Raw genomic sequence first — 13,111 nt, forward strand, 5'->3', positions numbered from 1 at the left:
CAAACGCGCCGGCGGGACAACTTCCCGCCGGCGTCATAGTGCAGGCCGCGGAGGTTCCATGCCCCTTTCCATGAACCGAGAGGTCTTCGTGACCTGCGCCGTCACCGGCTCGGGGGCGACGCAGGATCGCAGCCCGCATGTGCCGCGCTCGCCCGAACAGATCGCGCGCAGCGCCATCGAGGCCGCGCGCGCCGGGGCCGCGGTGGTCCATTGCCATGTGCGCGATCCACGCTCCGGCGCGCCCGCGCGCGACCGGGCGCTTTACCGCGAGGTGACCGAGCGCATCCGCGCCGCCGACGTCGACGTGGTGCTGAACCTGACGGCGGGCATGGGCGGCGATCTGTTCTTCGACGGGACCGAGGCGATGGACCGCATGTCGCCGCGCTCGGACATGGCGGGGGCGGCCGAGCGCGTGGCGCACATCCTCGAATGCCGGCCCGAGATCTGCACCCTGGACTGCGGCACGATGAACTTCGCCGAGTCCGATTACGTCATGGTCAACACGCCGGGCATGCTGCGCGACATGGCCCGGCGCATGACCGAGGCCGGCGTGCGCATCGAGATCGAGGCCTTCGACACGGGCCATCTGTGGTTCGCGCGCCAGCTGGTCGAGGAAGGCGCCATCCCCGAGCCGGTTCTGGCGCAGCTGTGCATGGGCGTGCCCTGGGGCGCGCCGGACGATCTGAACACCTTTCTCGCCATGGTCAACAACGTGCCGGCGGGCTGGACCTGGTCCGCCTTCGCGCTGGGCCGCCACCAGATGCCCTATGTGGCGGCGGCGGTTCTGGCGGGGGGCAATGTGCGCGTGGGGCTTGAGGACAATCTCTGGCTCGAGCGCGGGGTCCTGGCCGACAACGCGCAGCTGGTCGAGCGCGCGGTGGGCATCATCGAGCGCATGGGCGCCCGGGTGATCGGCCCGGACGAGGTGCGCGCGCGGCTCGGTCTGACCAGGCGCGATCCGCTGTGACGCCGCCCGCCGCCACGGGCGCCGCGCCGGGGCGCGCGGCGATCATCGGCGCGGGGGTGATCGGCGCCGGCTGGGCGGCGCGCTTTGCGCTGAACGGCTGGGACGTGGCGGTGCATGACCCGAGCCCGGACGCCCCGCGCGCCATCGCGCGCTGCATGGACAATGCGCGGGCCGCCTGGGGCGCGCTGTTCGATGCGCCGCTGCCGCCCGAGGGGCGCGTCGTCTTTGCGCGTTCCATCGCCGAGGCCGTCGAAGGCGCCGATTACATTCAGGAGAGCGTGTCCGAATCGCTCGATCTCAAGCGCCGCATCTTCGCCGACATCCAGGCGGTCGCGCCCGATGCGCCGCTCGGCTCCTCGACCTCGGGCTTCACCCCGAGCGACCTGCAGCGGGGGGCGCGGGCGCCGGGTTCGATCCTTGTCGCGCACCCCTTCAACCCGGTCTATCTGCTGCCGCTGGTCGAGACCGTGGGATCGGCGCAGACCGATCCGGCGCTCATGGACGCGGCGGAGGAAATCCTGCGCGGCCTTGGCATGTTCCCGCTGCGCCTGCGCAAGGAGATCGACGCGCATATCGCCGACCGCCTGCTCGAAGCCGTCTGGCGCGAGGCGCTCTGGCTCGTGCGCGACGGCGTCGCCACCACCGAAGAGATCGACGAGGCCATCCGTCTGGGCTTCGGCCTTCGCTGGGCGCAGATGGGGCTGTTCGAAACCTACCGCATCGCGGGGGGCGAGGCGGGGATGAGGCACTTCCTCGCCCAGTTCGGCCCCTGCCTCGCCCTGCCCTGGACCCGGCTGACCGACGTGCCGCCTTTCGACGAGCGCCTGGTCGAATTGATCGCCGCGCAATCCGACGCGCAGTCGGGCCGATGGACGATCGCCGAACTCGAACGAATCCGCGATTCCAATCTGACGGCCTTCCTGCGCGCCCTGCGCCGCGCGGATTGGGGGGCGGGTAAGCTGGTCGCGGCGCATGAAGGCAGGATGCGCGCGGTGGCGGCGGCGGATCGGTTCCGCGTCCCGGCGGGAGAGAACGGCGCGCCGGATCCCGGCTGGCCGCTGGCCATCGCAGCCAAGGCCCTTCGCGCCGCATTGGCCGGATGGGACGATGCGCCGGCCGAAAGGTGGACGGCAACGCAGAGCCTCGTCGAACAGAACCGAGCGCCCCGGCCTGCAGCGCTGGTCACGGCGCGATGCCGTCTTGAGCCGCAAAGCGGCGAGGCGTTGCAGGCCATCGTCGCCATCGTCGACGAGGACGGCCCTCTTGCGCGGGTCGAACAGACGCTGGTTCGCGAGCGCAGCTGACGCCGCGCGGGGGCTGCGCGCCCCCGCACCCCGCGCCCAAGGGGACGCACGCGCCCCCTTGGGGATCCCCCGTGGATATTTGCGGACAGATGAAGAAGGGTTTCGTTAACCGTCTCGCGGCATGATCGGGTTGCGGTACAGGCGGGGACGCCGATGACCGCGACAGGTGAAGTCGCCCGGTCCCGTTTGGGATCGGGCGCATTTCTTTTCGACTTCATCTGTCCGCAAATATCCTCGGGGGTGAACTGGCCGAAGGCCAGGAGGGGGCGGAAGCCCCCCTTTGCGCGCTCAACGGATGCCGTTCGCGGCCTGCAGCTCGCGAATGTAGCGCACGATCAGCTTCACTTCGCCCGGCGTCACGTCCGCGACCGGCGGCATGTCACCGAACGGCCAGTGATGCGCTCGCACTCCATTTTGCGCCGCCAGCAGAAAGGCCAGGTCGCCATGGTGGCCCGGCGCATAGATCCGATGGACCAAGGGCGGCGCGATTCCGGCGCGGCCGGCCGCATTTTCTCCATGGCAGGTCGCGCAGCGGGCGTCGAAGGCTCGCTTGCCCATCTGCGCCTCGGGCGACGGCGACTGCGGCAGGCGCACTTTCGCAAGGGGCGCGCCTTCGACCTCAGCCGTGGCGGCCGAGCCCTCGTCGCTTGGACCCCACGCCTGCCAGATGACGACGCCGCCGACAAGCGCGGCGGCGAGCGCGGCTGGAATGAGCCTCATGAAACCCTCCTGCGCAACGGCCTGAACGCTCCGCCCAAGGGGGCGGAGCGAGGGCAGGCTGCGCCATCCAGCCGCTGGAAGGTCAAGCGAAAACGGCCGCCGGGGCTCACACGAAGATGAAGTCCGACGCATCCAGCGATGCGGCGTCGACATCGAGAAGCGTGATCTCGGTCCCCGATGCGAGCGTCACCACCGCGCCATCCGCGCCATTCGCGATGGTCAGATCGTCGAAGCTCGCGCCCGCGATGCGGATCCGATCGAAACCATCGTCGAAATCGGCGATGACGTCGGATCCCTCGTTGGCGCGGCCGTTGAAGATGAACAGGTCCGCGCCCAGTCCGCCGTCAAGAAAATCGTCCCCGCGACCGCCATTGAGCCTGTCGGCGCCGCGCCCGCCCCACAGCATGTCGCGCCCGCCGCCGCCGACCGCCAGGTCCTGGCCGCGCCCGCCTTCCAGCATGTCGGCGCCGGCGCCGCCGAAGAGCTTGTCATTGCCCCCGCCGCCGGCAAGGGCGTCGGCCCCTCCGTTGCCGACCATCTTGTCGGCCGCATCGCCGCCCTGCAAGAGGTCGTCATACGCGCTGCCCTTCAGCGTGACCGGCTTGAGGGGCGACACCGCGTCAAGATGGAACACCCCCGCGACCGCCTGGGTGGCGTCGATCGTCCAGGCGTATTGCGCGAACAGCGCATCGAGCTGCCCCGTGTCGTAAGGCGAATTGACGGCGTCGAGCGCGGCCACGAAGGTCGGGAAATCCAGGGAGATCCCGGTGATCTGGGCCTGGATCCCGTTCTCCTTGAAGGTCATGGAGGTGATCGTTCCGCCGGTTGGCTCCTCCGTGACGGGATCGAGGCTGAAGCCGGTCCCCAACGCGATCACCCGCGCATGCGTCGCGGGATTGACGGCGACGATCTTGGTCGCGCTGGACAATCGGACCTCCATGTCCGCGGCCAAGCCGTCGCCGTCGAAAAAGCCGCGGTCGAACCAGAACCGGTCCGGTCCGAAATAGGTGATCTTCGCCATCCTCTTCGCTCCTCCTGCGCCGCTTCGCGCGGCCGATTGCTATGCGCAGCATGAATCGCCGCGCGTTCAGTCTCATTGATCGGAATCAATCATCCATGCGTCGCGCCGGCCAGACCGCGGAGGCGCCGTTCAGACGAAGATGAAATCGCCCGCGTCGATGTCGTTCACGTCCACGCCCTGCAAGGTCACGGTCGTGCCGGTCTCGAGGGCGATCACGGTCTGCGTCGCGTCGCCCGCGATGGTCAGATCCTCGAAGCGCAAGCCGGCGCCGATGCGGATGTGATCGCGGCCGCTCTCGAAGTCGAAGATGAGGTCATGGCCCTCATATCCGCGGCCGGCGAAAATGAACACGTCGCGCCCGGCGTCGCCGAGCATGCGGTCGTCGCCCTCGCCGCCGCGGATGCGGTCGGCGCCCCTGCCGCCGCTGATCCAGTCGCTGCCCGCGCCGCCCAGGATCAGGTCGCGCCCGTCCTCGCCGTAAAGCGTGTCGTCGCCCCCGCCGCCATAGACCTTGTCGGCGCGCGCGCCGCCGCGCAGCGTGTCGGCGCCGCCCTTGCCGAACAGCCGGTCCGAGGCCGCGCCGGCGCTCAGATCGTCGGCGAAGGGGCTGCCCTTGAACACCACCGGCCGCGTCTCGGCGATCTGGCCGAACGCCACGCCCGAGGCCGGCCCCCTGGCGTCGCGCGCGTCCACCGTCCAAGGCTGCTGCTCGATGAACGGGTCAAGCTGCCCCGCATCGCGGCCCGTGGCGACGGCGTCGGCCAGGGCGGGGCCGAAGGCGGCCGCGTCCCAGTCCAGATTGACGATTTTGGCCTGGAGCTGCCCGTTCTGGCGCAGCGCCACCTCGTGGATGGCGCCGTCGATCAGCGTGCCGTCCTGCGCATCATAGGCGAAGCCGGTTCCCTTGAGGACGATGCGCACCTCGGTCGCGGGGTTGCGCGCGATGATCCGCGTCTCGCTTGCCGAAAGGGTCTCGAGCTCGGCGAAGGCGCGGGGCCATGCCGTGTAGGCGTCGCTCAGGATGCGGCCGTTGGGACCGTAATAGTTCAGCGTGGCCATGCGCCCCCCCGTCCTTGGGCATGTCCGGGCGCCGCGCGCCCTCGATGACCCAAGGTTAACGCCGGGCGCCGCCTCGGATCAAGGCGCGTTCATCCGCGGCGGCGCGCCAGGTAGTTGGTGGTGACGAAGGCCTCGCAGCTTTCGCGATAGCGCGGCACGGGGACCGGACCGAAGGGCGTGATGCGGAACAGATCGAAGCCGCGCGCGTCGAAGAGCCGCCAGAAATCGCGAAACCATGTGCGCGTGTCGATGTTGCAGCCGCCGAACTCGAACTGCACCAGCCGCGCCGCGTCCAGCGCCGCGCCGAAGCCCTCGAGCGCGTCCAGCTCGTGCCCCTCGACGTCCAGCTTGACCAGATCCATCGGCGCGCGCCCCAGCTCCTCGATCCAGAAGCGCTCGAAGCGCATGACGCGCACGGGCTCTTCATGGGTGAAGCGCAGGCGCGCATGATCAAGGCCGCGGCGCGTCAGGCTGCCCAGCCCCGAGCCGGGCCGGTCGGCGTGCAGGGTCGCCTCGCCCTCGCGCGCGCCAAGGGCGAAGGGGTGCACGCGCAGGCGCGGCTCGTCTGCGAAGCGCGCGCCAAGGGCGGCGACGTTGACCGCCGCGGGCTCGAACACCTCGACCCGGGCCTCGGGAAAGGCGCGCAGCAGCGCGGCGGCGTATTCGCCCGCATTGCCGCCCACATCCACGCACAGCCGCGCCGTTCGCCCGCCCAGCAGGCGGCGCGCGGCGGCGACCTCGGCCGCGGCGGTGGCCGTGCCCCAGCCCTTGCCCTGAAGGCGGGCGCAAGCGCGCTCGGCGCGCGCGAACAGATCCTGAAGCGCCTTCATCTCTCCTCCCTCGCGCCTTGGGCGCGCGCGCAGCATGGCGCAGCCGGGCGGGCGCCGTCCAGCCCCGGTCTTGCGCCCGCCGGCCCCGGCGCGCTATGCCCGAACGGGCCGCAGACAACCGCGCCGCAGCCGCCCCGCAGCCCCGCGCGCCCCGCGCACCCCGACGCACAGGAGACACGCCATGGACGCGCCCAAGCAGCCCCCCATCCCCGCCGAACGACCCGAGACGCTTGCCCGGCGGGTCGAGCTGGCGGTCGAGCACGGCCTTTGGGGCGCGCGGCTGCTGACCTTTCTTGCGGTGCTGGCCAGCCTGGCGGCCTCGATCGCCATGTATTACATCACCATCGTCGATGCCGGGCTGCTGTTCCATCACGTCCTGAGCTATGGCGACCCGGCCAAGCTGGCCGCCGAGCGCGCCGAGCTGCGCGCCGAGACGATCACCCATGTGGTCGAGGTGGTGGACGGATTTCTGCTGGCGACGGTGCTGCTGATCTTCGCGCTCGGGCTTTACGAGCTGTTCATCAGCCCGCTCGACCCCGCCCGCGGCTCGCGCTTCTACTCGAAGGTGCTGGTGATCCGGGATCTTGACGACCTCAAGTCGCGGCTGGGCAAGGTGGTGGTGATGATCCTGATCGTGAAGCTGTTCGAAAGCGGTCTCGACATGAAGCTGACCACGCCGCTCGACCTGCTGACCTTCGCCGGGGCGGTGGCGCTGATCGGGGTGGCGCTTTACGTCTCGCACAGCCATGCGCTGCCGGGCGCGCATCGCGACTCGGAGCGCGGGCATTGACCCCCCCGCGCCCGCGCGCGGCCGCACAGCTGTTGCTGGTGCTGCTGACCTGCACGGCGGCGTATCTGACCTTTCGCTTCCTCTTCAACGCCTCGGACAGCTTCCCCTTCAGCCAGGAGCTGCTGCTGGTCTTCATCGGCGCGGTGGCGACGGTTCTGATCACCGCCGCGCTCATCAACCGGCAGACCGAGCTCGAGCTGCGCAAGGAGGGGCAGGTTCTGCTGCTCGACCGCAAGTCGGGGGTGTATTTCGCGCTGATCGAGCATCTGGGCGAGATCGTCGAGAAGGGCCGCCTCGAGGAAGAGGCGCTGGCCGAGCTGCGCGTGCTCAATCACAAGCTGGCGATGGTGGCCGACGGCGACGTCATCCGCCATTTCGGCGAGGTGCTGAGCCGGCTCGAGCGGGCGGTGCGCGACGGCGACATCTCGGATGACGAGCAGGACCGCATCATGCGCGCCGCGGCCGAGCTGACCTGGTGGATGCGCCGCGATCTTCTGGGCCGCTTCGTGGACGAGGACCCCGAGGCGGTGCTGCGCGCGATCCGCGCCAACAACGCCGGGCTGGAGAGCGCGGGCGGCTGAGCGGGCCTTGCGCCCCCGCCGCTCGGCGCGCCCCCCCCCGAACGCCCCCGCGAACGCGCCTTGCGCGGCGGCGGGCGACCAGGCGAAAGGGGCCGGAGCGTCGCCGCTCCGGCCCCTCGCCGTTCCGCCTGACCGCGGTTCACTCGCGATTGCCGAGGAACTGCAGCAGGAACATGAACATGTTGATGAAGTCCAGATAGAGCCGCAGCGCACCCATGATCGAGGCCTTGCCCATCATGGCCTCGCCCTCGGCGCCCATCTGCGACATGCCCAGATACTCGTTCTTGATCTGCTGGGTGTCATAGGCCGTCAGCCCGGCGAAGATCAGCACGCCCACCACCGAGATGGCGAACTGCAGCGCCGACGAGACCAGGAAGATGTTCACGATCGAGGCCACGATCAGCCCGATCACGCCCATCACCAGGAACGTGCCGAAGCCGCTCAGGTCGCGCTTGGTGACGTAGCCGTAAAGGCTGAGCCCGCCGAAGGCGATCGCGGTCACGAAGAAGGTCTGCGCGATCGACACGCCGGTGTAGACCGCGAAGATGAAGGACATCGACGCGCCCATCAGCGCCGCGAACCCCCAGAAGACGAGCTGCGCCGTCGCCTGGCTCATGCGGTTGATCGAGGCGCTGAAGGCGAAGACCACCAGCAGAGGCGCGAACATCACGACGTATTTCTGCGGCCCGCCGTAAATCGCGGCCAGAAGCGTCGGCGAGGTGCCGATGACGTAGGCCACGACGCCCGTGATCGCCATGGCCGCGGCCATGAGGCCGTAGACACGGTTCATGTAGGCGCGAAGGCCTTCGTCGATGGCCGCCGCGGCGCGGCTGCGCGCGACGGTCTGATAGTTGCTCATGCGTCTCACCCTGTTCGGTTCGTTGAGGCGTTGTTGAACTGCGCTGCGTGTTGCGTTTGCTGCGGGCGCAATGCGCCCATGCATGTATATTGTCGCGCGCGCTCCCATCTTCAAGGGGCAGCTGCGAAAGGAGAGGCCGAAATGATCCGCGCGTTCCTGGCCCTGACGCCCCCGCCCGAGACGGCGCAGACCCTGGCCGAGCTGGCCGAGCGCATCGGCGAGGGGCGCCCCGTGCCCGCGGCCAACATGCACCTGACGCTGGCCTTTCTGGGCGACCGGCGCCCGGCCGAGCTCGAGGAGCTGGCGCTTGATCTGGACGGGCGCGCCCTGCCCGCCTTCGATCTGCGCATCGAGGGGCTGGGCGCGTTCGGCCCGCCCGCGCGCCCGCGCTCGGTGCATGCGCTGGCGCGGCCCGATCCGGCGCTGCGGCGGCTGCGGGCGGCGGCGCGCTCGGCCGCGGCCGCGATCGGCGCGCCGCTGGCGCAGGAGCGTTTCGTGCCGCATCTGACGCTGGCGCGGTTTTCGGCCTCGCGCCCGGCGGGGCCGGGGCTGGCGCGCTTTCTGGCGCAATCGGCGGGGCTGCGGCTGCCGCCTTTCCGCGTCGCGGCGTTCAGCCTGATGCGCTCGACGCTGAGCGCGGCCGGCGCGCGATATGACGAGATGGCGCGCTTCGCCCTGTCCCCGCCCGCGCATGTGGGCGAGGCGCTCGGCGAAGACGAGGGCTGACGCCGCGCGGCGCGCCTCAGGCGCGCCCGGCCGGGGCGTCCCAGAAGGGGCGGGCGGCTTCGGCGCGGGCGGCCTCGGGGTCGATGCCCAGATCGGCCAGCCGGGCGGCGTCGAGCCGCGCCAGGGCGCGGCGCTCGGCCGCCAGGCGCAGCATCAGCGCGGCGCGGCCGAGGGCGGCGCGCATACCGCGCGAAAGCGAGAACCCCGGAGCGGCGAGCATGGAAGCGCGGTCTGCGGTGCGGATCATTGATCTTCTCCATCAACAATTGTGATGCTAACTGCTGTCGCATCACCGTGATTGATTCCGTAGCGCGCGCCGCGTATATTTGCCAAACGAATGTTGGTGACCCCTTTCATCACGGAATGAGATATGCGCCGCAATCTTGACCTGACCGCCCTGCGCAGCTTCGTCGCCGTCGTCGACGCGGGGGGCGTGACGCGCGCCGCCGCGCGGCTGAACCTGACGCAATCGGCCGTCTCGATGCAGATCAAGCGGCTCGAGGAAAGCGTGGGCCAGCCGCTGCTCGACCGCTCGGGGCGCGGCGTGACGCTGACCGGACAGGGCGAGCTGCTGCTGTCCTACGCGCGGCGCATGGTGGCGCTCAACGACGAGGCATGGGGCCGCCTGACCGGCCAGGCCTATGAGGGCGAGGTGGTGCTGGGCGTGCCCTCGGACATCGTCTATCCCTCGCTGCCGGCGGCGCTTCAGCGCATCGCGCGCGAGTATCCGCGGGCCAAGGTGACGCTGGTCTCGTCCTACACGCGCCGCCTGCGCGAGCTGCTGGCGCGCGGCAAGGCCGACATCATCCTGACCACCGAGGGCGCCTGCGGGCCGGGGGGCGAGACGCTGGCGCGCTCGGCGCTGGTATGGGTCGGCGCGCCGGGCGGCGCGGCCTGGCGGGCGCGGCCGCTGCGTCTGGCGTTCGAGAACAACTGCATCTTCCGCGCGCCCGTGCAGGCGGCGCTGGACGCGGCCGGGATCGAGTGGGAGATGGCCGTGACCTCGGACAGCACCCGCACCATCGAGGCGACCGTGTCGGCCGATCTGGCGGTGCATGCGGCGGTGAGCGACAACATCCCCCCCTATTTCGAAGAGATCCGCCACGGCGGCGCCCTGCCCGACCTGCCCGAGACGCTGATCAACCTGTATCTTTCGCCCGCCGCGCGCGACAGCCTGACCGGCCGCGTCGCCCAGATCGTGCGCGAGGCCTACGCCGCCCGCCCCGGCCCGGCCATGGCCGCGGCCGAGTGAGCGCCCCGCGCCCGCGGCGCATTCATGCCCCCCGCGCCCGCCGCGCACGCATGACCAACCCCGCGCCCGCGGCGCATTCATGACCCCGCGCCCGCCGCGCACGCATGACCAACCCCGCGCCCGCGGCGCATTCATGACCCCGCGCCCGCCGCGCGGTCCGGCCAGCTCGCGCGGCCGTCGCCGCCCGGCGGGGGCCGCGGCGCGCAGGACGTCGCCCCGATCGGCGGCCCGGCGCCCCCGGCCGCCCCTTGCGGCCCCCGCGCCGGCCGGAGGCAAGACGCGGCGCCGGGCCGATGCCGGGCGGAACGCGGGGCGGGGCGCAAGACGGGGCGCAAGACGGGGCGCCGCGCAGGAGGCGCCTCAGGGGATCAGCACCACCTTGCCCATCGCGCGGCGCGTGCGCAGCAGGTCCAGCGCCTCGTTCGCCTGCTCGAGCGGCAGCCGGTCCGAGACATGGGGGCGCAGCCGCCCCTCGAGCCGCCACGCGATCAGCTGCCGCGCCGAGCGCGCCACGCGCTCGGGGCGCAGCTTCGGATAGGCCCCCCACCAGAAGCCGATCACGGTCAGGTTCTTGACCAGCAGGATGTTGGCCGGGATCTGCGGAACCTCGCCCGAAGCGAAGCCGATCGGCAGAAGGCGCCCGTCGGGGCGGCAGGCGCGCATGGCGGCGCGGAACTGCTCGCCGCCGACGGGATCGTAGACCACGTCCGCGCCGCCCAGCGCCAGCGTCGCCTCGCGGATGTCCTCGGCGCTGGAATCGATCAGGTGATCGGCGCCGCGCGAGCGCGCCAGCGCCAGCTTCTTGGGGCCCGAGGCGCAGGCGATCACGCGCGCGCCCATCAGCTTGCCGACCTCGACCGCCGTCAGGCCGACCCCGCCCGCCGCGCCCAGAACCAGCAGCGTCTCGCCCGCTTGCAGCCCCGCCTTCCAGTCCAGCGCCATGTGCGAGGTGCCGTAGGCGACCAGGAAGGCCGCGGCCTCGTCCGAGGGGATGGCGTCGGGGACCTCGACGCAGGCGGCCGCGGGGGCCAGGACCGCCTCGGCGAAGCCGCCCCAGCCGCAGGCGGCGGCCACGCGCGCGCCAAGGGCGGGGCGCTCGACGCCCGGGCCCAGCGCCTCGACCACGCCGCAGACCTCGCCGCCCGGGGCGAAGGGCGGCTCGGGGCGCAGCTGATACTTGCCCTGGGTCATCAGCGTGTCGGCGAAGTTCACGCCGCAGGCCGCGACGCGGATGCGCACCTGGCCCGGTCCGGGCTCGGGCGCGGGCACGTCGTCAAGGCGCAGCCTTGCGCCGGGTTCGTGGATGCGCATGGCGCGCATGGGGCCTCCTCCGATTCCGTTTCGCCCGTTTTCATGCCATGATGAAGCCCGCGCCGCCATGCCCCCGGCCGCCATGCCAGGGGCGCCGCGCTCGGATGTCCGCCGCAAGAGCCCGCAATGCCCGCACCCGCCCCCCTGCCCGCAGTCGCCGAGGCCTTCGCGCGCCAGGCCGAGGCCTGCGCGGCGATGGGCTCGGACTTCACCGCGCGCCTGTGCGCCGCGCTGCCCGAGGCCCTGCCCGCCGACGCCGCCTTCGGGGCGCGCGTCCTGCGCTGGCCCGGCGACCCGTGGAAGGACGCGCTGGCGCTGCGCGTGTGCGGCGCGCTGCACGCCCTGGCGCGTTCGGGCGCCGCGCCCGAGCTGACCGAAGCCTGGCCGCCGCGGCTGCGCGCGGACCCGATCGCGGCGGCGGCGCGGGCGATCCGCGCGCATGACGCGCGGCTGCTGCCCTGGCTCGACAGCCCGCCGCAAACGAACGAGACGGCCCGCGCCTCGGCGCTCCTGGGCGGCGCGCTGCACCTTGCCGCGCAGCTGCGCATGCCGCTCGAGATCCTCGAGCTCGGCGCCTCGGCGGGGTTGAACATGGCCTTCGACCTTTATCGGCACGAGCTGGGCGAGGCCGGCGCCTGGGGCGACGCGCGCGCGCCGGTGCGCCTGTCATGCGCATGGCGGGGACCGCCCCCGCCGCTGGACGCGCCGCTCGAGATCGCCGCGCGGGCGGGCGTCGATCTGCGCCCCGCCGATCCGGCCCGGCCCGAGGATCGCGAGCGGCTGCTGGCCTATGTCTGGCCCGACCAGGCCGAGCGGCTGGCGCGCGCCGAGGCGGCGCTGGACTTCGCCGCCGCGCAGCCCTGGCGGGTCGAGAAAGGCGAGGCGGCCGCGTGGCTTGACGCGCGGCTGAACGCGCCGCCCGCGCCGGGACGCGCGCGCGTGGTCATGCACAGCATCGTCTGGCCCTACCTGCCGCCCGACAGCCGGGCGCGCATCCGCGCCGCCATGGCCCGCGCCGGCGCGCGCGCCGCGTCCGATGCGCCGCTGGCCTGGCTGCGCATGGAGCCGGACGACGTTCCGGGCTCGGCGGCGCTGACGCTGCGCGTATGGCCGGACGGGCGCAGCCGCGTGCTCGGGCGCGCGGATTTTCACGGCCGCTGGGTCGCGTGGGAAGGGGGCGCGTAGGACGGGGGCGCGCGGGACGGGGGCGCGTGGGACGGGGTCGCGCGGGACGGGGTCGCGCGGGACGGGGCGCCGGAGCGACGGCTTGTCCATGACGGCCCAAGGCATGGCGGCGCGCGGACAAGGCAAGGCCATTCGCCGGCGTGAGGGGCCGGCCAGCGCCGCATCCCGCGCGCGGGGCGGAAAGCCTGGCGCCGCCGCCTCCCGGCGCCGATGCCAACCGGCATCCCCGCGCGGCGCGCAAAGGGGCGCCCCGCTCCGCCCGCCACGCCAAGCGGCATGCCCGCGCGCCAGGGGAGGAGCGGAGAGAAAAGGCATGCCGCGCGTGCGCAAAAGGGTGTGGCCGGCGCATGCGCGTGCGTTGCGCCGTGCAGCCCCCGACCCGCGCCGCATTTCCGCACGCCCGCATCCTCGCCGCCGGGCGTGCGCGATCGCGCCGGCCGCGCAAGGCAACCCTTGCCGCGACGCAGCATTTGGGCCATATGCCGGGGCAACTCCATCAGACGGCG

General features: G+C 72.2%; 14 protein-coding genes. 7 read left to right on the top strand and 7 right to left on the bottom strand.

Annotated features, from left to right (window positions below; all coding sequences use genetic code 11):
* The first annotated feature begins 58 nt into the window (after positions 1 to 58).
* Together bcoG and LY05_RS07785 are read left to right on the top strand one after the other, a co-directional pair.
* Entirely contained in the window at positions 59 to 967 is a 909-nt protein-coding gene (bcoG, locus tag LY05_RS07780) for a 3-dehydrocarnitine:acetyl-CoA trimethylamine transferase BcoG (RefSeq protein WP_148922738.1), read from the top strand.
* Positions 964 to 2,271 carry a 3-hydroxyacyl-CoA dehydrogenase NAD-binding domain-containing protein gene (locus LY05_RS07785; RefSeq protein WP_148922739.1) on the top strand — a complete coding sequence of 436 codons (1,308 nt, stop codon included), beginning with the start codon at positions 964 to 966 and terminating at the stop codon, positions 2,269 to 2,271. Before bcoG ends, LY05_RS07785 begins: the two co-directional genes overlap by 4 nt.
* A gap of 288 nt (positions 2,272 to 2,559) precedes the next feature.
* Here the strand turns inward: LY05_RS07785 and LY05_RS07790 are convergent, their stop codons facing one another.
* From LY05_RS07790 to LY05_RS07805, 4 genes are all read right to left on the bottom strand, one after another.
* Positions 2,560 to 2,991: a c-type cytochrome gene (locus LY05_RS07790; protein ID WP_148922740.1), complete on the bottom strand. Its 432-nt coding sequence runs from the start codon at positions 2,989 to 2,991 to the stop codon at positions 2,560 to 2,562.
* Positions 2,992 to 3,097: 106 nt separating this feature from the next.
* On the bottom strand, positions 3,098 to 4,012 hold the full coding sequence (locus tag LY05_RS07795; protein WP_148922741.1) for a calcium-binding protein: 915 nt from the start codon (positions 4,010 to 4,012) through the stop codon (positions 3,098 to 3,100).
* Positions 4,013 to 4,141: 129 nt separating this feature from the next.
* The gene (locus LY05_RS07800) at positions 4,142 to 5,071 is read right to left on the bottom strand and encodes a calcium-binding protein (protein ID WP_148922742.1); all 930 of its coding nucleotides are present in this window, start codon (positions 5,069 to 5,071) and stop codon (positions 4,142 to 4,144) included.
* Between the two features lie 89 nt (positions 5,072 to 5,160).
* Positions 5,161 to 5,901: an FkbM family methyltransferase gene (locus LY05_RS07805; RefSeq protein ID WP_072748204.1), complete on the bottom strand. Its 741-nt coding sequence runs from the start codon at positions 5,899 to 5,901 to the stop codon at positions 5,161 to 5,163.
* A 181-nt stretch (positions 5,902 to 6,082) separates the two neighbouring features.
* Here LY05_RS07805 and LY05_RS07810 point away from each other — a divergent pair, with 181 nt between their 5' ends.
* Both LY05_RS07810 and LY05_RS07815 read left to right on the top strand, forming a co-directional pair.
* Positions 6,083 to 6,691, top strand: coding sequence for a YqhA family protein (locus LY05_RS07810; protein WP_148922743.1), 609 nt, complete (start codon positions 6,083 to 6,085; stop codon positions 6,689 to 6,691).
* Positions 6,688 to 7,272, top strand: a complete 585-nt coding sequence (locus LY05_RS07815; RefSeq protein WP_148922744.1) for a hypothetical protein — start codon at positions 6,688 to 6,690, stop codon at positions 7,270 to 7,272. Before LY05_RS07810 ends, LY05_RS07815 begins: the two co-directional genes overlap by 4 nt.
* 139 nt (positions 7,273 to 7,411) lie before the next feature.
* On the opposite strand, the gene LY05_RS07820 is transcribed toward LY05_RS07815, so the two are convergent.
* Entirely contained in the window at positions 7,412 to 8,131 is a 720-nt protein-coding gene (locus LY05_RS07820) for a Bax inhibitor-1/YccA family protein (protein WP_148922745.1), read from the bottom strand.
* A gap of 141 nt (positions 8,132 to 8,272) precedes the next feature.
* On the opposite strand from LY05_RS07820, the gene thpR reads away from it, so the two are divergent.
* Complete coding sequence (gene thpR, locus LY05_RS07825; RefSeq protein ID WP_170258892.1) at positions 8,273 to 8,857, top strand: RNA 2',3'-cyclic phosphodiesterase; 585 nt, start codon at positions 8,273 to 8,275, stop codon at positions 8,855 to 8,857.
* Between the two features lie 16 nt (positions 8,858 to 8,873).
* Here the strand turns inward: thpR and LY05_RS07830 are convergent, their stop codons facing one another.
* The gene (locus tag LY05_RS07830; RefSeq protein WP_148922747.1) at positions 8,874 to 9,104 is read right to left on the bottom strand and encodes a hypothetical protein; all 231 of its coding nucleotides are present in this window, start codon (positions 9,102 to 9,104) and stop codon (positions 8,874 to 8,876) included.
* Positions 9,105 to 9,227: 123 nt separating this feature from the next.
* Between LY05_RS07830 and LY05_RS07835 the strand changes: the two genes are divergently transcribed.
* Entirely contained in the window at positions 9,228 to 10,109 is an 882-nt protein-coding gene (locus LY05_RS07835; RefSeq protein WP_072748207.1) for a LysR family transcriptional regulator, read from the top strand.
* Positions 10,110 to 10,469: 360 nt separating this feature from the next.
* Here LY05_RS07835 and LY05_RS07840 read toward each other — a convergent pair whose 3' ends face one another.
* On the bottom strand, positions 10,470 to 11,429 hold the full coding sequence (locus LY05_RS07840; RefSeq protein WP_148922748.1) for an NADPH:quinone oxidoreductase family protein: 960 nt from the start codon (positions 11,427 to 11,429) through the stop codon (positions 10,470 to 10,472).
* A 117-nt stretch (positions 11,430 to 11,546) separates the two neighbouring features.
* Between LY05_RS07840 and LY05_RS07845 the strand changes: the two genes are divergently transcribed.
* Positions 11,547 to 12,605, top strand: a complete 1,059-nt coding sequence (locus tag LY05_RS07845; protein WP_148922749.1) for a DUF2332 domain-containing protein — start codon at positions 11,547 to 11,549, stop codon at positions 12,603 to 12,605.
* The last annotated feature ends 506 nt before the right edge of the window (positions 12,606 to 13,111 follow it).

Source organism: Oceanicella actignis, assembly GCF_008124525.1.
GTDB lineage: Bacteria > Pseudomonadota > Alphaproteobacteria > Rhodobacterales > Rhodobacteraceae > Oceanicella > Oceanicella actignis.